The following is a 21,420-nucleotide window of genomic DNA, read 5'->3' on the forward strand; positions in this document are numbered from 1 at the left end:
CGACGGGAGGCGGCGATGACTTGGAGAGGGATCGGGATCGGCTGTGCGGGCGAAGCGGACGAGGTGGGCCGATCGCGCTCAGAGCCGGTTGTCTTCGGTCGGATACTCGTGCCAGTGCAGCTTCTTGCGCAGCGTGGCGTAGTAGTTGTAGCCGACCGGGTGAAGCAGATTGATGGTCCGGGCCGAGCGGCGCACCACGATGCGATCGCCCGGCAGCAGCGAGGTCAGCGACTGCATGTCGAAGTTGACGCTGGCATCGCGCGCGGTGGCGACCTCGATCGACACCTCGGCGTCGTGCGGCAGCACGATGGGCCGGTTCGACAGCGCATGCGGGGCGATCGGGACCAGCACCAGCCCCGACAGCGTCGGATGCAGGATCGGTCCGCCGGCCGACAGCGCATAGGCGGTCGAGCCGGTCGGCGTCGACACGATCAGGCCGTCCGAACGCTGGTTGTACATGAAGTAGCCGTCCACCGAGACCGCGAGCTCGACCATGCCGGAGATGCCCGAACGATTGACCACCACGTCGTTCAAGGCCAGGGCGGAGAAGATCACGCCGTCGTCGCGGATCACGCGCGATTCGAGCAGCATGCGGTTCTCGGGCTCGTAGTTGCCGCTGAGCATGGCCGGCAGCACCGATTGCACATCCTCCAGCGGAATGTCCGTCATGAAACCGAGACGGCCGTGGTTGACGCCGATCAGCGGCACAGAAAAGCCGGCCAGCTGGCGCGCGAGTCCGAGCAGCGTGCCGTCGCCGCCGAGCACCACGGCGACGTCGGCCTCCCGTCCGATCTCGTCGGCCGACAGGGCGGGGTAGTCTGTCAGGCCGGTGGCCAGCGCGGTCTCGCGTTCGAACACCACGTCCTGGCCGTTGCGCAGGATGCAGGCCGCCAGTTCCTCGAGCGGGCCCTCGATGCCGGCGGTCGAATACCTGCCGATCAGGGCAACCGTGCGAAAGGGCGCGTGCGCGGCGCCGGACTTGGGGTGTGCAGACATGCCCGGATTAGACCATACCGCCATGACCATTGTCAGCACGGGCCCGGGGGCGAGTGCCAGCGCGAGCCCCAAGGCGCAAAACTTGCGTAAAATCGGGACACCATGGACGAACGAGCGAAAACCCTTCTCAAGACCCTGATCGAGCGCTACATCGCCGAAGGGCAGCCGGTCGGCTCGCGTACGCTGTCGAAATACTCCGGTCTGGACCTGTCGCCGGCGACCATCCGCAACGTGATGTCGGACCTGGAGGAGATGGGCTTCATCGCCAGCCCGCACACGTCGGCCGGACGGATCCCGACCCCGCGCGGCTACCGGTTGTTCGTCGATACCATGCTGACGGCCCAGCCGCTCGACAATCAGTTCGACCGTACCAAGCTGGCCGGGCTGATCCAGGGCGAACTGGGCGCGCAGGAACAAAGCCCGCAGCGGATGATCACCACGGCCGCGCGCACGCTGTCGAACCTGTCGCAGTTTGCCGGCGTGGTGATGACCCCGCGCCGCGCGCAGGCCTTCCGGCAGATCGAATTCATGCGCCTGTCCGACAAGCGCATCCTGCTGATCATCGTGACGCCCGAAGGCGACGTGCAGAATCGCATCATTCAGACCGAGCTGCCCTACAGCGCGTCGCAACTGGTCGAGGCCGCCAATTTCATCAACACGCATTACGCGGGCATGCGCTTCGACACGGTGCGCGAGCGGCTGCGCGACGAACTGAAGGCGCTGCGCATCGACATGTCCGAGCTGATGCAGGCCGCGGTCGAGGCCGGCAGCAGCGCGATGGCCGACGAGGACGAGCAGGTCTATATCTCGGGCGAACGCAAGCTGCTCGAAGTCGAGGACCTGGCCTCGAGCATGGACAAGCTGCGCCGGCTGTTCGACGTGTTCGAGCACAAGACCAGCCTGCTGCAGCTGCTGGACGTGTCCAGCCATGCGGAGGGCGTGCAGATCTTCATCGGCGGCGAGAGCCGGCTGGTGCCGCTGGAGGACATGGCGGTGATTACCGCCCCGTACGAGGTCGACGGCCAGATCGTCGGCACGCTCGGCGTGATCGGCCCGACGCGGATGGCCTATGACCGGGTGATCCCGATCGTCGATATCACCGCGCGGCTGCTGTCGAGCGCGCTGAGCAGCCAGAACTGATGGCGGCGAGGGCCGGACCCGGCCACCAGCCAGATGGCGGTCTTGGCGGCGCGGCCGGACGGCCCCGCAGGTGCCATGCCTTCGGCGGCGGCGCCTCAGCGATACCGGAATCCTTATGACCTTTACCGCAGAACCGGCCTATCGGCATGGGCAGGCGCCGCGCACGGCGATCCTGCTGATCAACCTGGGCACGCCCGACGAGCCGACCCCGAAGGCGGTCGGCCGCTACCTGAAGCAGTTCCTGTCCGACCCGCGCGTGGTCGAGATTCCGCGCGCGGCCTGGCTGCCGGTGCTGTACGGCCTGATCCTGCCGCTGCGCTCGCGCGCCTCGGCGCTGAAATACGAATCGATCTGGCTGCGCGAGGCGCACCGCACCGGCTCGCCGCTGCTGGTCCATACCGAACGCCAGGCGCATGCCCTGCAGCAGCTGCTGGCGCAGCAGGGGCACGACGTGACGGTGGCCTGCGCGATGCGCTACGGCAACCCGTCGATTCCCTCGGTGATGGAGGCGCTGCGGCGCCAGGGCTGCGAGCGCATCCTGGCGCTGCCGATGTACCCGCAGTATTCCGGTACCACCACCGCAACCGCCTTCGACGAACTGTTTCGCGTGCTGGGCGAATGGCGCAATCAGCCGGAACTGCGGCTGGTCAAACATTTCCACGATCATCCGGCGTATCTGGGCGCGCTTCACCAGCAGGTCGGCGCCTACTGGGCGCAGCACGGCGCGCCGGATTTCGCGCGCGGCGATCGGCTGATCCTGTCGTTCCACGGCGTGCCGCGGCGCACGCTGGAACTGGGCGATCCGTATCACTGCGAATGCCTGAAGACCGGCCGCATGCTCGGCGAGGCGCTGGGTCTGCAGCCAGGCCAGTACCAGGTCACCTTCCAGTCGCGCTTCGGCAAGGCGGAGTGGCTGCAGCCCTATACCGCGCCGACGCTGACCGAGCTGGGCAAGGTCGGCACCGCCCGGGTCGACGTGTTCTGCCCGGGTTTTCCGGCCGACTGCATCGAGACGCTCGAAGAGATCGCGATGGAAGGGCAGTCCGAGTTCAAGATGGCCGGCGGCAAGGAGTTTCACTTCATACCGTGCCTGAACGACGCGCCGTTCTGGATCACCGCGCTGTCGGAGATCGCGCTGCAGCATATGCAGGGCTGGCCGTTGCGGCTGCCGCATGCGCACGAACTGGAGGCCAGGCGCTCGCTGGCGCAGGCAAGGGGGGCCGCGGCATGAATCCGTCTTACGAAGCCGATGCGCGCCAGCGCATCGACAAATGGCTGTGGTGCGCGCGCTTCTTCAAGACCCGCTCGCTGGCAGCCGAAGCCGTCGAGCGCGGGCGGGTGGAGGTCAATGGCCAGCCATGCAAGAATTCGCGCGAGGTCAAGCCGGGCGACACCATCCGCATCGAGGCGCACCAGCAGCGTTGGGAACTGGTGGTCAAGGGCGTCGCCCCGGCCCGCGGACCCGCTTCGGTGGCCCAGACGCTCTATGAGGAAACCGAGGAAAGCCGGAAAGCGCGTGCCGCGGACGCCGAGCGGCGGCGTCTCCATGTCGAGCCGGCGTCCCAATTGCAGGGGCGTCCGACCAAGCGGGACCGCCGCCGCATCGAGGACCTGAAACGGTGAAGCGCTGGCAGGGCCGGCGTGGCCGGCTCGCCTTTCAGCGGGAGTACTGGATGATGTATTGGCTCAGCGCAGGATCGGCGCCCCCGGCCACGCTGTCGTGTGGGGTCAGGCCGTCGGAGAGCCAGATGAAGACGGTCAGGGCCGCAAGGGAAAGAAGTACCAGCAGCGTGAACAGCGAGAACTTCGGCGTTTTGTTGGACGGCTTCGGCAGCTTGCGCATGGCCTTACCCCGGCTGGAAAAACTTCAATATGGGACGACACCCCGGCAGTTTTGTCGCTTTTTTCGATTTATCTTAGAAGTTGCACTGCAGCAAAGCAATTTCACTTCCCGCAGCACTGGTTTAAGTTTGTAAGCTGATGTTTCCTGCAGATGTCCATCCGCTCTTGAAATATCGGCTTGGCGCCACCAGTTGCCACCTGAATTCCGATTGACCCCAGGCGGACCGCCTCGCGCGGCCGCAACTTGTTCTGAAACGGATCGACATGGAAGACCAGAAGCAAACGCCATCCAACACGCCGCCGACCTCGCCCGCAGACCAGGCCGCCGAAGCGCAAGCCGCGCAATCGGCCACGTCCCCTCAAACGGCCGAGCCCGCCGCCGCGGATGACGTGGCGAGCCAGCCGGCGGCACAACTGGCCGCGCAATTGGCGGAACAGGAAGCCAAGGCACGCGAGCATTACGACATGTACCTGCGTGCGGTGGCCGAGGCCGAAAACATCCGGCGCCGCGCGCAGGACGACGTGGCCAAGGCGCACAAGTTCGCCATCGAAAGCTTTGCCGAGCATCTGCTGCCGGTGATGGACAGCCTGCAGGCCGCGCTGGCCGATGGCTCGGGCGATATCGCCAAGCTGCGCGAGGGGGTCGAGCTGACCGCCAAGCAGCTGGCCAGCGCGTTCGAAAAGGGCCGCATGGTCGAACTGAATCCGGTCGGCGAGAAGTTCGACCCGCATCGGCACCAGGCGATTTCGATGGTGCCGTCGGAGCAGGAGCCGAACACGGTGGTGGCCGTGCTGCAGCGCGGCTATCTGATCGCGGACCGGGTCCTGCGGCCTGCCCTGGTGACGGTGGCTGCGCCGAAGTAAGCGTCGGCGGGCAGACCGGCCCGCCACCGATGCGCAGCCACGCCCGGCGCCGCTTCGGCTCCGGGCGTTCTCTTTTGTGGAGAAATGCGATGCCTTACCCGTTCGGCTCAGCGCCGGCGCCCCACACGGATCACCGCGCGTTCGACACCTTCGGCATGCGCGAGGTCGATCACGACAGCATCGACGACGCGCTTGTCGCGGCGGGCGACGAGCTGGTCTGCGTGTTCTTCTGGGGCGCGGACTGCTACAACTGCGAGATGGCCAAGAAGGCCATGCTCGCGAATCCGGAGCCGCTGCGCGAGATGAAGCTGCACTGGCTGCATGCCGACGTCTACACCTATCCGGCGCTGGGACGGCGCTTCGGGCTGTACGGCATCCCGGTGTTCATGTTCTTCCACCGCGGCAAGAAGCTGGGCCGCGCCACCGGTTGGCATGGCATCGGACAGTTCTCCGCCGCCGTTGCCAACGCGCGGCTGAAGGCGAGCGGCAAGCCGCTCGGCGGATGACGCTCCGGTAGCGGGAGCGGGTACCGGGCTCGGCAGCTCGGCGGCACAGCGGCTCGGCGGTTCAGCGGTTCAGCGAATAGCCGATGCGGAACTGCCAGGGCGTCTTGCGGTTGTAGTCGAGCAGGCTCTCGCCATAGCCGACGAAATAGCCCGCCATCAGATAGCCGGCGGTGCCCGGTATCAGCCGGCCCATCGGGTAGGTGAACTGCGCATCGACGCTGCCGTACCACTGGCGGGTGCCCTTGCGCACCGTCGCCGCCAGCTCCCACGAGTCGGGTTTGCCATAGGCGACGCGCAGATCCATATAGCCGCGGTAACGCGCGATATCGCTGTTGTCGCTCTTCTCCAGGTAGTAGTAGAGCTTGGGCGTCACGGTCCAGTGCCAGTCGTTGGTCTCGCCGAAGTGGAAGGTCGGTTTCAGGAACAGCGTATTGATGCTGCGCGACTGATCGCCGTCGCGGCCGTTCGACTCGTGCTCCAGGCCGGTGGCCACCGACAGCCGGCTGATCCAGCGATTGCGCACGCCGGTATCGGACAGGTAATAGAAGATGCTGGGCCGGTAGTTGGTGTCGTGGAAGGGCTTCGATTCCTCCGACAGATCCCACAGCGAGAACTGCGTGTAGCCCAGATACAGGTTGTCCAGCCAGTAGCGCGAGTTCGGGTCGCGGCCTTCGAAGATCCGGTACTTGAAGCTGAACTGGAACTTGGCATTGGCGCCGCCGTGCGCGCCGACGGCGTAGTACATCGGGTCGTTGAAGGTCAGCCGGCTGCCTCCGGTCAGGATCGGCTGATCGTAGAGGGGCTGGCCCGGTCCCTTCGGCTGGATCACTGACTCGACCGGCGTCGCGGCAACATCCGCGTGCTGCTCGCCTTCGTCCGCCGGCGTGGCAGCGGCGGTGGCCGGCGCTGCGGAGGGGGACGGCGTCGCTGCGGTGGCCGGCGGCGTGACTCCCGACTGGTTCAGCGTCACCAGCACCGGCGCGGCGTCGATGCCGACCGGATCGAGCCGGATCTGGCCGCGCAGGCTCGGCGGGATCTCGCCCTGATACTGGATGGTGCGATTCTCGCCCCGGCGCAGGCGCACCGTGGCTGGCCCCGGCGTGATCCGGCGCATCGTGATGCGCACCGGCGCCAGCATTTCCGGCGAGGCGACCACTTCCAGCGTATCCGGCACCAGATAGCTGCGGTTGGCCGTGTCCGCGGTCACCAGCAACGTTAGCCGCAGCGGCTGCGCGCCGTCCAGCACGCGCGGCGGCTGCAGCAGGGCGATCGCGGCGTGAGCGGACGGCGCGCACAGCGCGGCGAGGGCGAGGGAGACGGCTGCCGCGGGCGCGCGCAGACGCGGCCGACGGCCCGCGGACGGGGTTCGGAGCAACGACATCATCGGAGATTTTGGCGGGCGTGCCGGATATGACGCATGGCACGGCCCCGGAATGGCAACGCGGCAAAGCCTAGCACGCCCGGGGGAGGGCTGGCTGTGACGATTTGTACGGGCGCTGGGCCGACCGCGGCGGGCCCCGCCGCGGGATCAAACGCAAAGGCCGCGCAAATCAGCCGCGCGCGCGGCGTTGCACGCAGGCGATATATTGCTCGCCGTCGGGCGGCAGCCCGCTGCGTTGCGATTGCCACAGCATTTCGCCGAGGCATTCCATCATCTGATGGTGTGCCTCGTGCGGCGAATCGAGCCGGCGCGCCAGCTGTTCGAACGCCTGGCGGATGCCGCGGGGCTGGTCGACCGACACCTGCTCGGCGATCGACAGATGCATGGCCAGATGCAGGAAGGGATTGGTCTGCCCGCGCTCGGGCGTGAATTCCTCGGCGATCGCCGCCTCGGCATCGGCCAACTGGTCGTGATATTCGGGATGGGCGCGCATCCAGTCGACGGCGACGGCCTCGAGGGGCGTCAGCACTTCGTTGGCGCCTTGCTTGCGCCAGGCTTCGCAAAAGAACCGGCGGACTTCTTCACGGGAGGGATTGAACATGATGGGGGCGATTGTAAACGAGGGCCCGCGCCCCTGCCGGCGGCCCGGCACGATGCGGCGGGTCGGCACTGTGCCGCAGGGGCCGCATGCCGACTAGAATGCGGGATCGTTCGACCTCCTGACGGCCGGCCCCTCCATGACCGCATCCCCCCGCTCATCGACCCTGCTGCAGCACGCCGGCGACAAGCTCGCCGGCGTGCTGCTGATCGCCATCTCGGCCAGCGCCTTCGGCGCGATGGCGATCTTCGCGCGCTTCGCCTATGACGCCGGCGCCGACGTCTATGGCCTGCTGTCGGTGCGCTTCGTGCTGGCCGCAGTCGCGCTGGCGGCGGTGATGCGCTGGCAGCGGATCGCGCTGCCGCCGTGGCCGCGTGTGCTGGCGCTGGCGGCGATGGGCGGCATCGGCTATGTCGGGCAGTCGTTTTGCTTCTTCAGCGCGCTGAACCATGCCCAGGCCAGCCTGGTGGCCCTGCTGCTGTACTTGTATCCGGTCTTCGTCACCGTGATGGCGGCGCTGTTCCTGAAGGAGAAACTGACCGGCGCGGCGGTCACCGCGCTGGTGCTGTGTTCGGTCGGCGCCGGCCTGACGGTCGGCGGAGGCGAAGGCAGCGCGCTGGGCATCGGCCTGGGGCTCGCATCGGCGCTGATCTATTCGGTCTACATCATCGTCGGCGCGCGGCTGACACCCGGGGTGCATCCGGTGGCAACCACCACCATCGTCTGCACGGCCGCCGCCGTGGTCTATGTCGGCGCCGCGCTGGCCCGTGCCGCCGCGGGCATGCCGCCGCAGTTTCCGGCCGATGCGGGCGGCTGGCTGGCGCTGGCGGCGATCGCGCTGCTGTCGACGGTACTGGCCATCCTGACCTTCTTCGCCGGCCTGCAACGGCTCGGTGCGGCGCAGGCCTCGATGCTGTCCACGCTCGAGCCGGTGGTCACGGTGCTGCTGGCCGCGCTGCTGCTCGGCGAGCAGATCGGTGTGGCGCAGGCCGTCGGCGGCGGGCTGATCCTGGCCGGCGTGCTGTGGCTGACGCGCAAGGGCACGGCCCCGGATCCTGTACAACAAAATTGAACGGCTTGCTGAAATCCGTGGCGTGGCGCGGGCGGGGCGCATCGGTAGAATGCGCCCTTTCCCGTACTTCCCTGAGGAACCCGCATGCAACCGCTCGACCAGGCCGCCATCGCCCAACTGTTCACCGAAGCCCGCACGCATAACGTCTGGCAGGACCGGCAGATCGACGACGCCGTGCTGCACCAGCTGTACGAGACGATGAAGTTCGGCCCCACCGCCGCCAACAGCACGCCGGCCCGCATCGTCTTCGTCAAGACCGCGGCGCAGAAGGAAAAGCTGGTGGCATGCGTGTCGCCGGGCAATGTCGACAAGACCCGCTCGGCTCCGGTCACTGCGATCGTCGCCTTCGATACCGAATTCCACGAGCAACTGCCCAAGCTGTTTCCGCATGCCGATGCCCGCTCCTGGTATGCCGGCCAGCCGGAGAAGATCGCTCGCGACGCGCTGGTCAACAGCTCGCTGCAGGGCGCCTATCTGATCCTGGCGGCGCGCGCGCTCGGCCTGGATTGCGGCCCGATGGGCGGCTTCGATGCGGCCAAGGTCAATGCCGCCTTCTTCCCGGACGGCAAGTGGTCGGTCAACTTCCTGATCAATCTGGGCTACGGCGACGCCGACAAGCTGTTCCCGCGCAACCCGCGCCTGAGCTTCGACGAGGCCTGCCGCATCGTCTGACGATGTGATCGGACTGGTTGCCAGCGCGCGCTTACAGGCGCGGCGGCAGCGTCTTGTCCGGGTATTCGCACAGCGTCTCGATCGCGCAATGCCAGCATTCGGGCTTGCGCGCCTTGCAGACATAGCGGCCGTGCAGGATCAGCCAGTGGTGCGCGTCGTGCAGGAATTCGTCGGGCACGACCTCCAGCAGCTTCATCTCGACGGCCTGCACGGTCTTGCCGGGCGCGAGTCCGGTGCGGTTGCTGACGCGGAAGATGTGCGTGTCGACCGCGACGGTCGGATGGCCGAAGGCGGTGTTCAGCACCACGTTGGCGGTCTTGCGGCCGACGCCCGGCAGCCCTTCCAGCGCTTCGCGATCGGCCGGCACCTTGCCGTTGTAACGCTCGGCCAGGATGCGGCAGGTCTCCATCACATGCTTCGCCTTGGTCTTGTACAGGCCGATGGTCTTGATGTATTCGATCAGGCCGGACTCGCCCAGCGCCAGGATCTTCTGCGGCGTGTTGGCGACCGCGAACAGCTTGCGGGTGGCCTTGTTGACGCCGACATCGGTGGCCTGCGCCGACAGCAGCACGGCGATCAGCAGTTCGAACGGCGAGCTGTACTCGAGTTCGGTGGTGGGCGACGGGTTGGTTTCTCGGAGCGTTTCAAACAGCGCGCGGCACTTGGCGGCGTTCATTGTGGTCGCTTGGTGTCGGAGGGGGCAGGGTGATCGGGCGCGGTGGCAGCCGGCGCGGCGTCGGGGCGGTCAACCGGATCGGCCGCTCCTGCGTTGAGCGGCTGGGCAGCTTGCCGCTTCAGGCGCGCGCGTTCGATGGCCGCCTGGATGATGGCCTTCTTGCGTTCCTGCGCCTGGCGTTCAGCCTCGCACGAGGCGGCTTCCTGGCGCAGCGCTTCGAGCTTCGCGGCGGCCTTGGCGGCAAGACGCGCTTCGTTTTCCTCGCGCTCGCGCACCAGCCGCTGCTTGCGCGACAGATAGCGGGACCGGGCCTGATCGGCCTGCGGCTGCGACCAGGCGTCCCAGCCGGTGCGCTCGCCGGTGACCGGAATCATCGCGATGCAGTCGACCGGGCAGGGCGCCACGCACAGGTCGCAGCCGGTGCACCAGTCCGGCAGCACCGTGTGCATCTGCTTGGCGGCGCCGACGATCGCGTCGACCGGGCAGGCCTGAATGCACAGCGTGCAGCCGATGCACAGCGTCTCGTCGATGCGCGCCACCGCGCGCGGCTGTTCGGTGCCGTGCGTCGGATCGAGCGGCAACGGCGCGACCCCGAGTTCGGCCGCCAGGCGCCGGATGCCTTCGGCGCCCCCGGGCGGACAGCGGTTGCAATCCGCTTCACCACGCGCCATGGCCTCGGCATAAGGGCGGCATCCCTGAAAGCCGCACTTGGTGCATTGCGTCTGGGGCAGCAGGGCTTCGAGGCGGTCGGCACGGGCGTCCGAATGGTCGGCCAAACCGGCGGCCAGGCGGGCATCGGCGGGGGAAGCGGAAGCGGTATCGGCGGCGGAAGCGGTCACGAAAGCAGGAAAACGATGCGGGGTAACACAAGGTGCAGCCGTACGGTGCGGCTGACGCGGCAAGGATTATCCCCGATTTCGCCGCGCCGCAGAAACCACGAAGATGCGCGCTTTGTCAGGGCGCAGCGTTGATGAACCCGGCTGGCACGCGCCAGTGGCGCACTTGCGCCATGCCATAACCCACAAAATCGACCCCGACCACGCATGTCGAACGCCACCAAGACGAAACGCGATCCCGAAGGAACCCGTCGTCGCATCATGGATGCGGCCACCGAGGAGTTCGCCAAGGGCGGCCTGGCCGGCGCGCGCGTCGACCAGATCGCCCGCCGCGCCGAGACCAACGAGCGCATGCTGTATTACTACTACGGGAGCAAGGAAGGGCTGTTTCTGGCGGTGCTCGAACGGCAGTATGCGCAGTTTCGCGCGGCCGAGGAGCGCCTGCAGATCGGCGACGAGGACCCGGTCGCCGCGGTCCGCAAGCTGGCCCGTTTCGTCTGGGACTGGTACTACCAGCATCCGGAATTCATTCGTCTGGTCAACAGCGAGAACCTGCACGAGGCGCGGCACCTGAAGAAGTCCGCGCAGCTGCATGATCTGGTCAACCCGGTGGTCGACGTGCTGGCCGAGATCGTGCGCCGCGGCCAGCGGCAGGGCGTGTTTCGGGAAGGCGTCGATGTGCCGCAGCTCTATCTGACGATCTCGGCGCTGGGCTACTACGTACTGTCGAATCGCTACACGATCAGCGCGGTGATCGGCCGCGACGTGGCCTCGCAGGACGAGCACGAACGTTTCGCGCAGCTGCACACCGACATGCTGCTGGCGTATCTGGCGCGGCGCTAGAGCAGGCCGACCGGAAAACAAAACGGGACCGCGATGCGGTCCCGTTTGTCATTGGCGCTTCGCCGTGGGCGAGCCGCGGCTCAGCGATATTTGCGGATGAAGTCGCGCAGTTCCGGATAGATCGTCTCGCGCCAGCGCCGGCCGGAGAAGATGCCGTAGTGCCCGCACTTGGGCGCGGTCAGATGCTGCTTGCGGGTCTTCGGAATGCCAGAGCAAAGGTCGTGCGCGGCGGCGGTCTGGCCCGCGCCCGAGATGTCGTCGAGCTCGCCCTCGATCGTCATCAGCGCGGTGTGCTTGATGTCCTGCGGCCGCACCGGCTCGCCCTGGATCTCCCAGGTGCCATTGGCGAGGCGGAACTCCTGGAAGACTTCGCGGATGGTGTCCAGGTAGTACTCGGCGGCCATGTCGAGCACGGCGTTGTACTCGTCGTAGAAGCGCACGTGCGCCTCGGCGTCGTCGGCATCGCCCTCGATCAGGCTCAGGTAGTAGTCGTAATGCGAGGACAGATGGCGGTCCGGGTTCATCGCGACAAAGCCGGCATGCTGCAGGAAGCCCGGGTAGACGCGGCGGCCATGGCCGGGATAGTTGGCCGGCACCGTGTAGATGACGTTGTTCTCGAACCACTCGTACGACTTGTTGGTCGCCAGCGAGTTGACCGCGGTCGGGCTTTTGCGCGCGTCGATCGGGCCGCCCATCATCGTCATCGTCCGGGGCGTCTTCTCGCCGGCCGAGGCCATCAGCGAGATCGCGGCCAGCACGGGCACCGTGGGCTGGCAGACCGAAACGACGTGCAGATTCTCGGCGCCGAGATGGCGGATGAATTCCTGGATGTAGCGGATGTAGTCGGCCAGATGGAAGGGACCGTCCTCGACCGGTACCATGCGCGCGTCGACCCAGTCGGTCACATAGACCTTGTGGTCCTGCAGCAGCGTGCGCACCGTGTCGCGCAGCAGCGTCGCGTGGTGGCCGGACAGCGGCGCGCAGACCAGCACCGACGGTTCGTCCTTCAGCAGCTTGATGGTCTCGGAATCGTCGGCGTAGCGCTTGAAGCGGATCAGCTTGCAGAACGGCTTTTCCATGATCGTCTGTTCGACGATCGGAATATCGCGGCCGTTGGAGCGGACGGACTTGATGTCGAAGGCGGGCTTCTCGTATTCCTTGCCGAGCCGGTACAGCAGCTCATAGCCCGCGGCCAGCCGGGTGGCCCCTGGCACCAGCGACAGCGGGCTCAAGGGGTTGGTAAACGTCTTGGCCGTCGCCTGGGCCCACGCGGTTAGCGGGTTCAGGATCGAGCGCTGAAATTCATGCAGTTGGTAAAGCATTGCCGAACACCTGCCTTTCGATATCGGGTTTTCTGCTGTGGCGGATTATGCGCTCAACCCGCTCGTTTTGCGAACGACCGTACGCACAATCTTGCAACGCAGCATATACCTAAAGGTATGCCGGCGTGAGTGGAACTCAATAGGACAATGGCTGTAATTCTGGCGCGGTGTTGGACTACACCGACAGACTGAGCGGTATGGGTGCAGTGCGCTGCACAAAGGGCGCGTCGCAGTTCGCGCATCACCGGGAATCCGGCGACCGGCGGGTCAAGCGGCCGGAATGGCCGTCGGAAACGACGCGGGCCCATCGTCGATGGGCCCGCTGGCGTCGGGATACGTCCGGATGCTTGCGCTTACAGCACAGCCGCGATGGCGTCGACCACGGCGTCGATATTGCGGCTATTGAGCGCCGCCACGCAGATGCGGCCGGTGCCGACCGCGTAAATGCCGTGCTCCGACTTCAGGCGCTCGACCTGCTCGGTGGTCAGGCCCGAGTACGAGAACATGCCGCGCTGCGCCTTGACGAACGAGAAGTCACGCCCGACGCCCTTGGCGGCCAACTTGTCGACCAGCGCGTGGCGCATCTGCTTGATGCGGTCGCGCATTTCGGCCAGCTCGTCTTCCCACATGGCACGCAGTTCGGGGCTGTTCAGCACGGTGGCGACCACGGTACCGCCGTGCGTCGGCGGGTTCGAGTAGTTGGTGCGGATCACGCGCTTGACCTGCGACATCACGCGCTGGGCCTCGTCCTTGCTGGTGGTGACGATCGACAGTGCGCCGACACGTTCGCCGTACAGCGAGAAGCTCTTCGAGAACGAGCTCGAAACGAAGAAGGGCAGGCCCGACTCGGCGAACAGACGCACGGCTGCGCCGTCCTGGTCGATGCCCTCGGCGAAGCCCTGATAGGCCATGTCCAGGAAGGGGATCAGGTTCCGTTCCTTGATCAGGCCGACCACCTGTTGCCATTGCTCGGGCGACAGATCGACGCCGGTCGGATTGTGGCAGCAGGCGTGCAGCACCACGATGGTGTTGGCCGGATACGACTTCAGCGATTCCACCATGCCCGCGAAATTCAGGCCGTGGCTGGCGGCGTCGTAATAGGCATAGTTGACCACGGGGAAGCCGGCCGCTTCGAACAGCGCGCGGTGGTTCTCCCAGCTCGGATCGCTGATGGCGACCTTGGCGTCCGGATACAGGCGCTTGAGGAAATCGGCGCCGATCTTCAGTGCACCGGTGCCGCCAAGTGCCTGAGCCGTCACGACACGGCCTTCGGTGATCAGCGGCGAGTTCTTGCCGAACAGCAGCGTCTGCACCGCCTGGTCGTAGGCCGCGATGCCCTCGATCGGCAGATAGCCGCGCGGTGTGGCCGTCGTCAGGCGGGCCTTTTCGGCTTCCTGCACCGCGCGCAGCAGCGGAATCTTCCCTTCGTCGGTGAAGTACACGCCCACGCCCAGATTGACCTTGTTGGCACGGGTGTCGGCGTTGAACGCTTCATTCAGGCCCAGGATGGGGTCGCGCGGGGCCATCTCGACGGCAGAAAACAAACTCATTTGGGATTCTCGTGGTCAGCTATGTAACAAAACGGGAAGGCGTAGAATGCTCGGACTGCGCTGGGGGCGTGCGGCGGGTCCGCCTTGAAACGGACCGCGCAACCCCGAGATTCTAGCGTATCCGCCCGTATTCCAAAGGTTTTCTGCCTGTCTATGTCGAATCTCGCCGTGCCTCTCGCGGATGCCGCGCACACCCTGGACGAGGACAAATTCGTCACTTTCCCCGGCTCGCCCTTTCAGCTGTATCAGCCTTATCCGCCGGCCGGCGACCAGCCCGAGGCGATCCGCCAGCTGGTCGAAGGCATCGAGGACGGCCTGTCCTACCAGACCCTGCTCGGCGTGACCGGCTCCGGCAAGACCTTCACGATGGCCAATGTGATCGCCCGGATGGGCCGGCCGGCGATCGTCTTTGCCCCGAACAAGACGCTGGCCGCCCAGCTGTATTCAGAGTTCCGCGAGTTCTTCCCGCGCAATGCCGTCGAGTACTTCGTCAGCTACTACGACTACTACCAGCCGGAAGCCTACGTGCCGCAGCGCGATCTGTTCATCGAGAAGGACTCGTCGATCAACGAGCATATCGAGCAGATGCGGCTGTCGGCGACCAAGAGCCTGCTGGAGCGCCGCGACACGATCATCGTGGCCACGGTGTCAGCGATCTATGGTATCGGCAACCCGAATGAATACCATCAGATGATTCTGACTCTGCGGGCCGGCGACCGCATCAGCCAGCGCGACGTGATCGGGCGGCTGATCGCGATGCAGTACACCCGCAACGACACCGACTTCCAGCGCGGCACCTTCCGCGTGCGCGGCGACACCGTCGACATCTTCCCGGCGGAACACGCCGAGGTGGCGGTTCGGGTCGAGCTGTTCGACGACGAGATCGAATCGCTGCAGTATTTCGATCCGCTGACCGGCAAGGTGCGGCAGAAGATTCCGCGCTTCACGGTCTATCCGTCGAGCCATTACGTGACGCCGCGCGAGACCGTGCTGCGCGCGATCGAGGCGATCAAGGCGGAGCTGCGCGAGCGGCTCGATTTCTTCTACAAGGAAAACAAGCTGGTCGAGGCGCAGCGGCTGGAGCAGCGCACGCGTTTCGACCTCGAAATGCTCGCCGAGCTGGGCTTCTGCAAGGGCATCGAAAACTATTCGCGCCATCTGTCTGGCGCGCGGCCCGGCGACCCGCCGCCGACGCTGGTCGACTATCTGCCGCCCGACGCGCTGATGTTCCTGGACGAATCGCACGTGCTGATCGGCCAGCTCAATGCGATGTACAACGGCGACCGCTCGCGCAAGACCACGCTGGTCGAATACGGCTTCCGGCTGCCGTCGGCGATGGACAACCGCCCGCTGAAGTTCGAGGAGTTCGAGCGCAAGATGCGCCAGGCGGTGTTCGTCACCGCCACGCCCGCGGACTACGAGCGCAATCATGCCGGCCAGGTGGTCGAGCAGGTGGTGCGGCCCACCGGCCTGGTCGATCCGATCATCACCGTGCGTCCTGCCGTCTCGCAGGTCGACGATCTGCTATCGGAGATCCATCTGCGGATCCAGGCGGGCGAACGCGTGCTGGTCACCACGCTGACCAAGCGGATGGCCGAGCAGCTGACCGAATTCCTGTCCGAGAACGGCATCAAGGTCCGCTACCTGCATTCGGACATCGATACCGTCGAGCGGGTCGAGATCATCCGCGACCTGCGCCTTGGCGCCTTCGACGTGCTGGTCGGCATCAACCTGCTGCGCGAGGGCCTCGATATTCCCGAGGTGTCGCTGGTGGCGATCCTCGATGCGGACAAGGAAGGCTTCCTGCGCGCCGAGCGCTCGCTGATCCAGACCATCGGCCGCGCCGCGCGCAACGTCAACGGCACCGCGATCCTGTACGCGGACCGCATCACCGATTCGATGCGCAAGGCGATCGACGAGACCGAACGCCGCCGCGCCAAGCAGATCGCCTTCAACACCGCCAATGGCATCACGCCGCGCGGCGTGGTCAAACGGATCAAGGACATCATCGACGGCGTCTACGATCCGAACGAGGTCAAGGCCGAACTGATGGCCGCCGAGGAGCGCGCGCGCTACGAGGACATGAGCGAGAAGCAGGTCGCCAAGGAGATCAAGCGGCTCGAGAAGAAGATGCTCGACCATGCGAAGAACCTGGAGTTCGAGCAGGCCGCGCAGGTCCGCGACCAGCTCGGCAAGCTCAAGCAGCAGGTGTTCGGCGCGGCGGGCGAGGGCGGGGCACTGCCGGCCTGAGCCCGGAGCGGCGGTGTTGGCGGCGCGCACAGAGTTAAAATCGGCTCCCTTTTGATGCCGAAACCGATGTCGACCTCGGGCCAGCAGGCCGGGGCCACGCATCGACCCGCACGATCCGAACGATGAAACGCTTTGCCATCTTGATGTGTTGCATGGGTAATATTTGCCGCTCGCCGACCGCGGAAGGCGTGCTGCGCGCCAAGCTCGCGCAGGCGGGCCTGGCCGATGCGGTCGAGGTCGATTCGGCCGGTACCCACAGCTACCATCTCGGCCATGCGCCAGACCGCCGGGCCCAGCAGCATGCGCTGGCGCGCGGCTACGATCTGGCCGGGCAGCGGGCCCGGCTGGCTGCGGTCGAGGACTTCGCCCGCTTCGATCTGGTCCTGGCGATGGACCGCGACAACCTCGCGCGCCTGCAGGCGCTGTGCCCGCCGGAGCATCGCCACAAGGTGAAGCTGCTGATGCACTTCGCCACCCGGCACGACGCCGACGAAGTGCCCGATCCCTACTACGGCGAAGGCGACGGCTTCGAGCGCGTGCTCGATTACGTCGAGGACGCCTGCGACGGCATCGTCACGATGCTGCGCGAGCGGCAATGACCGCGGGGCCGCTCCGCGGCCCGTCCGCCTGCTTGTCCACCCGCCTGCGTCCCGCCTGATTCGCGCCAGCCTTTCTCTTCTTTCCCGATGTTTCGATCCCTGCTTCGCAAATGGCGCGAGTCGCGCAATGCCAGCCTGCAACTGGACGCCATCCTGGCCGCCGCCAATCCGGAAGGCACGCTGGCCGAGCGCAACGGCTGGCTGATCGAGCTGGGCTACTGGCTGCGCCGTGACGGTCTGCCGGCCTCGGATGCGGCCGAACTGGCCGGTCAGGACACCACCTGGCGCGAGCATGTCAGGCTGCGCTATCTGCTGCAGGTGCTCGAACGCAATCCGGAGCTGGCCGCGCGCTTTGCCGGCACGGTTCGGTCGATCGTGCGCGACAACGACCCCACCGGCCTGTTCTGCGACACCGGCGTCGCTTCGCACCCGGGTTTCTGGGGCGAGATGATGGACCGCCTGCAGGCGCGCTTCCTGTCGCCGCCGCCCAATCGCGGCGATATGGCCGATCTGTTCGCGCTGCTGTTCGTCGGCGAGCACGATGCCGACTGGGTCGCCGCGCTCGATGGCGAGCTGCTCGATCGCCTCGGCGCGCTGCTGATGTTCGCGCCGCAGGAGGGCGGCGAACCGGGTCGCGAAGGCGGCGGCGATGGCAGCGATGGCGGCGATGGCGGCCGCCCCGTCGACAACGAGCTTGCCACCCACGCCGCGTCGGCGGCGGGCCAGGCGCTGCACGCGCGCTACCGGGACGATTTCGCGCGTACGCTGGCGAGCAGCATCCAGGTGCTGGCCAGCCAGGTCCGCGCCACCGGCCTGAGTCAGTCGATCCGCGCGCGCCTGCCGGGCCGGGTCGACGACACGCCGTTCTTCCGCCTCGGCCCGGCCGTCGCCGCGCTGTGCGAGGAGGGGCTCGCGCACGACAGCGATGTCTTCCTGCACCGGCTGAACTACTGCCGCGCGCTGCTCGACGGCTGCCACGACGCCGCCCGCCATGTCTACGCGGATCTGGAGGAGAACGGCGTCTCGGTCGAAGTCGTGTTCCAGATCGAGCGAATGAAGGTGCGGCTCGCCCGCATCGACATGCTGCTCGACGCGTGGGTCGATCCTGCCCGCCGCGGCAAGGTGGCGCAGCTGGCCGGCGAGCTGATCCGCACGACGCAGGCGCGCCGCAGCGTCAAGCATCTGGCGGCCGAGTCCTTCTCGCAGCTGGCGCGCAAGGTGGTCGAGCGTTCCGCCGAGACCGGCGAGCACTACATCACGCGCGATCGCAAGGAATACCGCGAGCTGGTGCGCGCGGCCGCCGGCGGCGGCCTGATCACCGTGGCCACCGTCTATCTGAAGTTCCTGATCTACGGCCTGCATCTGGACAAGTTCATCGAAGGGCTGCTGGCCTCGCTGAACTATGCAGGGAGCTTCCTGGCGATCCACTTCGCTCACTTCACGTTGGCCACCAAGCAGCCGGCCATGACGGGCCCGGCGCTGGCGCACCGGCTCGACGCGGTGGGGCGGCCGGAGGGCAGGGAGGCCTTCGTCGAGGACACCATCGCGATGATCCGCTCGAACGCGGCGGCCATCGTCGGCAATCTGGCGGTGGTCTTTCCGGTGGCGCTGGCGATCCAGTGGCTGGCCGGCAAGCTGCTGTCGGTCAACCTGATCACCCCGGACAAGGCGATCGCCACCATCGAGTCGTTCTCGATCCTTGGGCCGACGCCGCTGTACGCGATCTTCACCGGCGTGCTGCTGTGGGTGTCGAGCCTGATCGCCGGCTGGGCCGACAACTGGTTCGCGCTGCACCGGATGCACGACGTGCTGGCCTACCACCGCCGGCTGCGCTACGTGCTGGGCGAGCGCGGGGCGATGCGCGTCGCCGATTTCTGGAAGCGGAATCTGTCCGGCATCGCGGGCAATGTCTCGCTCGGCTTCCTGCTTGGCCTGGGGCCCGAGATCCTGAGCTTCTTCGGTCCGCATATGGAGGTGCGCCACGTGACGCTGTCGACGGGGTCGGTCGGCACCGCGATCGGCGTGCTGGGCGTCGATGCGCTGCGGATGCCGGCGTTGTGGCTGGCGGTGGCCGGCATCGCGCTGATGGGGCTGCTGAACGTCGCCGTCAGCTTCGCGCTGGCCTTCCATATGGCGCTGCGCTCGCGCAATCTGCGCCGGGTCGACCGCCGGGCGCTGAGTGCCGCGGTGCGGGCGCGCATCCTGCGTCATCCGCTGTCGCTGATCGTGCCGCCGCGCCAGGCGCCGGCGGCTGCCGGGCCCAGCGAGGCCTAGGCCGCCGCCGGATGGCGCCGGCGGCACTGCCCTATCTGGCGTCGAAGTGACATGGGGTAGTTGACTGATTTAGTCGGGAAATTTATACTTGACGAAATTCATCAGGTATTACCCCCGCAATCATGAGATTGACGACCAAAGGCCGCTTCGCGGTGACCGCCATGATCGACCTGGCCATGCGCCAGGACCAGGGTCCGGTGACGCTGGCCGGCATCAGCCAGCGCCAGAAGATCTCGCTGTCCTACCTGGAACAGCTGTTCGCCAAGTTGCGCCGGCACCAGATCGTCGAGAGCGTGCGCGGCCCGGGCGGCGGCTACAGCCTGGCGCGCAAGTCCGAGGACGTGACGGTGGCCGACATCATCATCGCCGTGGACGAACCGCTCGATGCCACCCAGTGCGGCGGCAAGGGCAATTGCAATGGCGACGAGAATACCGGCCGCTGCATGACCCACGAGCTGTGGGCAACGCTGAATCAGAAGATGGTCGAGTATCTGGACTCGGTCTCGCTGAAGGATCTGGTCGACCAGCAGCGCGCCCGCCAGCCCGGCGTGCTGCGCGACATGCGCGAAGACGGCAGCGCCCGCCAGCCGGCACCGGCGGCCCGGCCGCAAGCCGGCGCGGCGGAAAAGGCGGACAAGCCCGCCCGGCCCAAGATGGTGAATTCGGTTTTCAGCCTGGCGCAGTCCTGAACGGGACAGCAGCGAGGCGACGTACAGTGTCCCACCCGGCAGTCAAAACAAGGCAGTGACAACGATGAGCACCCCACATTTCCCGATCTACATGGATTATTCGGCCACCACGCCGGTGGACCCGCGCGTGGCGGACAAGATGATTCCGTATCTGCGCGAGCAGTTCGGCAATCCCGCCTCGCGCAGCCACGCCTACGGCTGGCAAGCCGAGAAGGCCGTCGAGGAAGCGCGCGAGCAGGTCGCCGCGCTGGTCGGCGCCGACCCGCGGGAGATCGTCTGGACCTCGGGCGCGACCGAGTCCGACAACCTGGCGATCAAGGGCGCGGCCAATTTCTATTCGGGCAAGGGCAAGCACATCATCACGGTCAAGACCGAGCACAAGGCGGTACTCGACACCACGCGCGAACTGGAGCGCCAGGGTTTCGAGGTGACCTACCTGGACGTGCAGGAAAACGGCCTGATCGACATCGAGGTGTTCAAGCAGGCGCTGCGCCCCGACACCATCCTGGTTTCGGTGATGCTGGTCAACAACGAGATCGGCGTGATCCAGGACATCGAGCAGATCGGCGAGATCTGCCGCGAGAAGGGCATCATCTTCCATTGCGACGCCGCCCAGGCCACCGGCAAGGTCGAGATCGATCTGTCGAAGCTGAAGGTCGACCTGATGTCGTTCTCGGCCCACAAGACCTATGGCCCGAAGGGCATCGGCGCGCTGTACGTCCGCCGCAAGCCGCGCGTGCGCATCGAGGCGCAGATGCACGGCGGCGGCCACGAGCGCGGCATGCGCTCGGGCACGCTGGCCACGCACCAGATCGTCGGCATGGGTGAAGCCTTCCGCATCGCCCGCGAGGAAATGGCGACCGAGAACGAGCGCATCCGCATGCTGCGCGACCGGCTGTGGAACGGCCTGTCGGGCATGGAAGAGGTCTATCTGAACGGCGATTTCGAGCGCCGCGTGCCGCACAACCTGAACGTCAGCTTCAACTTCGTCGAAGGCGAGTCGCTGATCATGGCGATCAAGGATGTCGCGGTGTCGTCGGGCTCGGCCTGCACCTCGGCCTCGCTGGAGCCGTCCTACGTGCTGCGCGCGCTGGGCCGCAACGACGAGCTGGCCCACAGCTCGATCCGCTTCACCGTCGGTCGCTTCACCACCGAACAGGAGATCGATTACACGGTCGAACTGTTGAAGAGCAAGATCGGCAAGCTGCGCGACCTGTCCCCGCTGTGGGAGATGTACAAGGACGGCGTGGACCTGAATTCGATTCAATGGGCGGCGCACTGAACGCTGACCATCCGACCCCATAAAAGAT

The 21,420-nt window shown here is 66.6% G+C and carries 21 protein-coding genes; 13 read left to right on the top strand and 8 right to left on the bottom strand.

Annotation, left to right across the window (positions count from 1 at the left end; genetic code table 11):
* Positions 1-78: 78 nt before the first annotated feature.
* Positions 79-996, bottom strand: a complete 918-nt coding sequence (locus tag J5T34_RS04940) for an NAD kinase (protein ID WP_208578867.1) — start codon at positions 994-996, stop codon at positions 79-81.
* 102 nt (positions 997-1,098) lie between these two features.
* Here J5T34_RS04940 and hrcA point away from each other — a divergent pair, with 102 nt between their 5' ends.
* The 3 genes from hrcA (at position 1,099) to J5T34_RS04955 (ending at position 3,759) form a co-directional block, all read left to right on the top strand.
* Positions 1,099-2,136, top strand: coding sequence for a heat-inducible transcriptional repressor HrcA (gene hrcA / locus J5T34_RS04945; RefSeq protein ID WP_174105851.1), 1,038 nt, complete (start codon positions 1,099-1,101; stop codon positions 2,134-2,136).
* Between the two features lie 115 nt (positions 2,137-2,251).
* Positions 2,252-3,367: a ferrochelatase gene (gene hemH, locus J5T34_RS04950; protein WP_208578868.1), complete on the top strand. Its 1,116-nt coding sequence runs from the start codon at positions 2,252-2,254 to the stop codon at positions 3,365-3,367.
* Entirely contained in the window at positions 3,364-3,759 is a 396-nt protein-coding gene (locus J5T34_RS04955; RefSeq protein ID WP_208578869.1) for an RNA-binding S4 domain-containing protein, read from the top strand. Before hemH ends, J5T34_RS04955 begins: the two co-directional genes overlap by 4 nt.
* 34 nt (positions 3,760-3,793) lie before the next feature.
* Here the strand turns inward: J5T34_RS04955 and J5T34_RS04960 are convergent, their stop codons facing one another.
* Complete coding sequence (locus J5T34_RS04960; RefSeq protein WP_174105849.1) at positions 3,794-3,979, bottom strand: hypothetical protein; 186 nt, start codon at positions 3,977-3,979, stop codon at positions 3,794-3,796.
* 263 nt (positions 3,980-4,242) lie between these two features.
* Between J5T34_RS04960 and grpE the strand changes: the two genes are divergently transcribed.
* Together grpE and J5T34_RS04970 are read left to right on the top strand one after the other, a co-directional pair.
* Positions 4,243-4,842 (top strand): nucleotide exchange factor GrpE, encoded by a 600-nt coding sequence (grpE, locus tag J5T34_RS04965; RefSeq protein ID WP_208578870.1) that lies wholly within the window; start codon positions 4,243-4,245, stop codon positions 4,840-4,842.
* A gap of 89 nt (positions 4,843-4,931) precedes the next feature.
* Positions 4,932-5,348, top strand: a complete 417-nt coding sequence (locus J5T34_RS04970) for a thioredoxin family protein (protein WP_208578871.1) — start codon at positions 4,932-4,934, stop codon at positions 5,346-5,348.
* 61 nt (positions 5,349-5,409) lie between these two features.
* Here the strand turns inward: J5T34_RS04970 and J5T34_RS04975 are convergent, their stop codons facing one another.
* Both J5T34_RS04975 and J5T34_RS04980 read right to left on the bottom strand, forming a co-directional pair.
* On the bottom strand, positions 5,410-6,729 hold the full coding sequence (locus J5T34_RS04975; RefSeq protein WP_208578999.1) for a phospholipase A: 1,320 nt from the start codon (positions 6,727-6,729) through the stop codon (positions 5,410-5,412).
* A gap of 169 nt (positions 6,730-6,898) precedes the next feature.
* On the bottom strand, positions 6,899-7,330 hold the full coding sequence (locus J5T34_RS04980) for a DUF1841 family protein (RefSeq protein WP_208578872.1): 432 nt from the start codon (positions 7,328-7,330) through the stop codon (positions 6,899-6,901).
* Between the two features lie 136 nt (positions 7,331-7,466).
* On the opposite strand from J5T34_RS04980, the gene J5T34_RS04985 reads away from it, so the two are divergent.
* Positions 7,467-8,399, top strand: a complete 933-nt coding sequence (locus J5T34_RS04985) for a DMT family transporter (protein ID WP_208578873.1) — start codon at positions 7,467-7,469, stop codon at positions 8,397-8,399.
* An 84-nt stretch (positions 8,400-8,483) separates the two neighbouring features.
* Positions 8,484-9,071: a malonic semialdehyde reductase gene (locus tag J5T34_RS04990; protein WP_208578874.1), complete on the top strand. Its 588-nt coding sequence runs from the start codon at positions 8,484-8,486 to the stop codon at positions 9,069-9,071.
* 31 nt (positions 9,072-9,102) lie between these two features.
* Here the strand turns inward: J5T34_RS04990 and nth are convergent, their stop codons facing one another.
* On the bottom strand, positions 9,103-9,747 hold the full coding sequence (nth, locus tag J5T34_RS04995; protein WP_208578875.1) for an endonuclease III: 645 nt from the start codon (positions 9,745-9,747) through the stop codon (positions 9,103-9,105).
* Positions 9,744-10,535, bottom strand: coding sequence for an electron transport complex subunit RsxB (gene rsxB / locus J5T34_RS05000; protein ID WP_432207632.1), 792 nt, complete (start codon positions 10,533-10,535; stop codon positions 9,744-9,746). The genes nth and rsxB overlap by 4 nt, the downstream gene beginning before the upstream one ends.
* 255 nt (positions 10,536-10,790) lie before the next feature.
* Here rsxB and J5T34_RS05005 point away from each other — a divergent pair, with 255 nt between their 5' ends.
* On the top strand, positions 10,791-11,426 hold the full coding sequence (locus J5T34_RS05005; RefSeq protein ID WP_208578876.1) for a TetR family transcriptional regulator: 636 nt from the start codon (positions 10,791-10,793) through the stop codon (positions 11,424-11,426).
* Between the two features lie 80 nt (positions 11,427-11,506).
* On the opposite strand, the gene J5T34_RS05010 is transcribed toward J5T34_RS05005, so the two are convergent.
* Together J5T34_RS05010 and J5T34_RS05015 are read right to left on the bottom strand one after the other, a co-directional pair.
* The gene (locus tag J5T34_RS05010) at positions 11,507-12,748 is read right to left on the bottom strand and encodes a polyhydroxyalkanoate depolymerase (RefSeq protein WP_208578877.1); all 1,242 of its coding nucleotides are present in this window, start codon (positions 12,746-12,748) and stop codon (positions 11,507-11,509) included.
* A 353-nt stretch (positions 12,749-13,101) separates the two neighbouring features.
* Positions 13,102-14,298: an amino acid aminotransferase gene (locus J5T34_RS05015; protein WP_208578878.1), complete on the bottom strand. Its 1,197-nt coding sequence runs from the start codon at positions 14,296-14,298 to the stop codon at positions 13,102-13,104.
* A gap of 153 nt (positions 14,299-14,451) precedes the next feature.
* Here J5T34_RS05015 and uvrB point away from each other — a divergent pair, with 153 nt between their 5' ends.
* The 5 genes from uvrB (at position 14,452) to J5T34_RS05040 (ending at position 21,392) form a co-directional block, all read left to right on the top strand.
* Positions 14,452-16,548, top strand: coding sequence for an excinuclease ABC subunit UvrB (uvrB, locus tag J5T34_RS05020; RefSeq protein WP_208578879.1), 2,097 nt, complete (start codon positions 14,452-14,454; stop codon positions 16,546-16,548).
* Between the two features lie 122 nt (positions 16,549-16,670).
* A complete protein-coding gene (locus J5T34_RS05025; RefSeq protein WP_208578880.1) occupies positions 16,671-17,147 on the top strand; it encodes a low molecular weight protein-tyrosine-phosphatase in 477 nt (158 codons plus the stop codon).
* An 87-nt stretch (positions 17,148-17,234) separates the two neighbouring features.
* Complete coding sequence (locus tag J5T34_RS05030) at positions 17,235-19,421, top strand: site-specific recombinase (protein ID WP_208578881.1); 2,187 nt, start codon at positions 17,235-17,237, stop codon at positions 19,419-19,421.
* 122 nt (positions 19,422-19,543) lie between these two features.
* Positions 19,544-20,110 (top strand): Fe-S cluster assembly transcriptional regulator IscR, encoded by a 567-nt coding sequence (iscR, locus tag J5T34_RS05035; protein ID WP_174105836.1) that lies wholly within the window; start codon positions 19,544-19,546, stop codon positions 20,108-20,110.
* Between the two features lie 64 nt (positions 20,111-20,174).
* Positions 20,175-21,392, top strand: a complete 1,218-nt coding sequence (locus J5T34_RS05040) for an IscS subfamily cysteine desulfurase (protein WP_174105835.1) — start codon at positions 20,175-20,177, stop codon at positions 21,390-21,392.
* The last annotated feature ends 28 nt before the right edge of the window (positions 21,393-21,420 follow it).

The organism is Cupriavidus gilardii (assembly GCF_017598945.1).
Lineage (GTDB): Bacteria > Pseudomonadota > Gammaproteobacteria > Burkholderiales > Burkholderiaceae > Cupriavidus > Cupriavidus gilardii_E.

What these genes read in the sequence shown, in the direction of transcription:
- J5T34_RS04940 (WP_208578867.1), bottom strand. Translation starts at nt 996, where the DNA reads ATGTCTGCACACCCCAAGTCCGGCGCCGCGCACGCGCCCTTTCGCACG.
- hrcA (WP_174105851.1), top strand. Translation starts at nt 1,099, where the DNA reads ATGGACGAACGAGCGAAAACCCTTCTCAAGACCCTGATCGAGCGCTAC.
- hemH (WP_208578868.1), top strand. Translation starts at nt 2,252, where the DNA reads ATGACCTTTACCGCAGAACCGGCCTATCGGCATGGGCAGGCGCCGCGC.
- J5T34_RS04955 (WP_208578869.1), top strand. Translation starts at nt 3,364, where the DNA reads ATGAATCCGTCTTACGAAGCCGATGCGCGCCAGCGCATCGACAAATGG.
- J5T34_RS04960 (WP_174105849.1), bottom strand. Translation starts at nt 3,979, where the DNA reads ATGCGCAAGCTGCCGAAGCCGTCCAACAAAACGCCGAAGTTCTCGCTG.
- grpE (WP_208578870.1), top strand. Translation starts at nt 4,243, where the DNA reads ATGGAAGACCAGAAGCAAACGCCATCCAACACGCCGCCGACCTCGCCC.
- J5T34_RS04970 (WP_208578871.1), top strand. Translation starts at nt 4,932, where the DNA reads ATGCCTTACCCGTTCGGCTCAGCGCCGGCGCCCCACACGGATCACCGC.
- J5T34_RS04975 (WP_208578999.1), bottom strand. Translation starts at nt 6,729, where the DNA reads ATGTCGTTGCTCCGAACCCCGTCCGCGGGCCGTCGGCCGCGTCTGCGC.
- J5T34_RS04980 (WP_208578872.1), bottom strand. Translation starts at nt 7,330, where the DNA reads ATGTTCAATCCCTCCCGTGAAGAAGTCCGCCGGTTCTTTTGCGAAGCC.
- J5T34_RS04985 (WP_208578873.1), top strand. Translation starts at nt 7,467, where the DNA reads ATGACCGCATCCCCCCGCTCATCGACCCTGCTGCAGCACGCCGGCGAC.
- J5T34_RS04990 (WP_208578874.1), top strand. Translation starts at nt 8,484, where the DNA reads ATGCAACCGCTCGACCAGGCCGCCATCGCCCAACTGTTCACCGAAGCC.
- nth (WP_208578875.1), bottom strand. Translation starts at nt 9,747, where the DNA reads ATGAACGCCGCCAAGTGCCGCGCGCTGTTTGAAACGCTCCGAGAAACC.
- J5T34_RS05005 (WP_208578876.1), top strand. Translation starts at nt 10,791, where the DNA reads ATGTCGAACGCCACCAAGACGAAACGCGATCCCGAAGGAACCCGTCGT.
- J5T34_RS05010 (WP_208578877.1), bottom strand. Translation starts at nt 12,748, where the DNA reads ATGCTTTACCAACTGCATGAATTTCAGCGCTCGATCCTGAACCCGCTA.
- J5T34_RS05015 (WP_208578878.1), bottom strand. Translation starts at nt 14,298, where the DNA reads ATGAGTTTGTTTTCTGCCGTCGAGATGGCCCCGCGCGACCCCATCCTG.
- uvrB (WP_208578879.1), top strand. Translation starts at nt 14,452, where the DNA reads ATGTCGAATCTCGCCGTGCCTCTCGCGGATGCCGCGCACACCCTGGAC.
- J5T34_RS05025 (WP_208578880.1), top strand. Translation starts at nt 16,671, where the DNA reads ATGAAACGCTTTGCCATCTTGATGTGTTGCATGGGTAATATTTGCCGC.
- J5T34_RS05030 (WP_208578881.1), top strand. Translation starts at nt 17,235, where the DNA reads ATGTTTCGATCCCTGCTTCGCAAATGGCGCGAGTCGCGCAATGCCAGC.
- iscR (WP_174105836.1), top strand. Translation starts at nt 19,544, where the DNA reads ATGAGATTGACGACCAAAGGCCGCTTCGCGGTGACCGCCATGATCGAC.
- J5T34_RS05040 (WP_174105835.1), top strand. Translation starts at nt 20,175, where the DNA reads ATGAGCACCCCACATTTCCCGATCTACATGGATTATTCGGCCACCACG.